At 70.8% G+C, this 1,395-nt stretch carries 1 protein-coding gene; it reads right to left on the minus strand.

The features are described from left to right. Positions 1–275: 275 nt before the first annotated feature. A partial coding sequence (locus ACP4J3_RS50655; RefSeq protein WP_426545054.1) for a heavy metal translocating P-type ATPase occupies positions 276–1,395 on the minus strand: 1,120 nt, incomplete at its 5' end.

Genomic DNA, 1,395 nt, shown 5'->3' on the forward strand with positions numbered 1-1,395 from the left:
TGACAGTTCGCGAGAGCTTCCAGAAGGGCCGAGCGTTGCCGGGTAGGCCGCTGTTGGGTCGTCAGGTCGCTCACACCACGTTCACCCCCCTAGTGCCGCGCCAAATCCAGGTTATGTGAAAATGAAAGCCATAACCATATGAACGGTAGCTCATGTGTGAGTGGGGGCGCGAGTAGGGCCGCCTGACCGAGGGGGCGGTTCCAGAAAGGGGCAGCGAAACTCAGGCCGACGAAGGGGAGGCGTCGGCTGTCCGGCGGGCCGACGGCGTGCTCGGATCAGCGCACGCGCCGTTGCTCCAGTGGTGCGGCGCGCAGGCGTGCGGCGGTGTCGCTCGGCAGGTGGGGGGTGTGTCCTACGAGGCGGGCGGAGTTGGCGACGACGGCGATGCTGCTGGTGTTGTGGAGCAGGGCGGCCAGGACGGGGTTGATGGAGCCGCCGGCGCCGGCGATGAGGCCGGCGAGGTTGACGCCGATGGAGAGTGTGTAGTTCTGGCGTACGACGCGCAGGGTGTGGCGGCTGAGTTCGACGACGGCGGCGACATTGCGCAGGTCGTTTCCGGCCAGGGCGATGTCGGCGGTCTCGAGTGCGACGTGGGAGGAGTGGGCGCCCATGACGATGCCGACGTCGGCGAGGGCCAGTGCGGGGGCGTCGTTGGTGCCGTCGCCGACCATGGCGACGCTGTGGCCGTCGGCCTGGAGGTCGCGGATGAGCTGGAGTTTGGCCTCGGGCAGGGCGTGGGCGTGGACCTCGGTGATGCCGAGGGCGTCGGCGACGGCCTGGGCGGTCTCGGGTGCGTCGCCGGTGAGCAGCACGATGCGGGTGACGCCGAGGTCGGTGAGCTGGCGGACGACGGTGTCGGCTCCGCCGCGTACCGCGTCGGAGAGGCCGAGCATGCCGATGAGCTTGTCGTCGTGGGCGAGGCAGATGACGGTCTCGCCGCCGGCGCGCAAGCGGCTCGTCCACTCCTGGGCGACGTCGGAGAGTTCGAGGCCGTGGCGGCGCAGCAGGGCGGGGCTGCCCACCAGCAGGCGGCTGCCGTCGAGTTCGGCGCGTACGCCCATGCCGAGGACGACCTCGCAGGCTTGATGGATGGGGATGTGCAGGTGCTGTTCCTCGGTGCGCCGGACGATGGCTTCGGCGAGCGGGTGGCGGGCGTGCAGTTCGCCGGAGGCCGCGAGGCTGAGGACCTCGTCGGCCGTGACGGTCTCGTCGAGGGTGACGACGCTGGTGACCAGGGGGCGGCCGAGGGTGAGGGTGCCGGTCTTGTCGAAGACCACGGCGGTGACGCGGCCGATGCCTTCGAGGTGGGTGCCGCCCTTGATGAGGGTGCCGCGGCGGGCGCCGTTGCCGATGGCGGCGCTGATCGCGGTGGGGGTGGCCAGGCCGGCGGCGCAG

The organism is Streptomyces sp. UG1 (assembly GCF_049974585.1).
Taxonomy (GTDB): Bacteria; Actinomycetota; Actinomycetes; order Streptomycetales; family Streptomycetaceae; genus Streptomyces.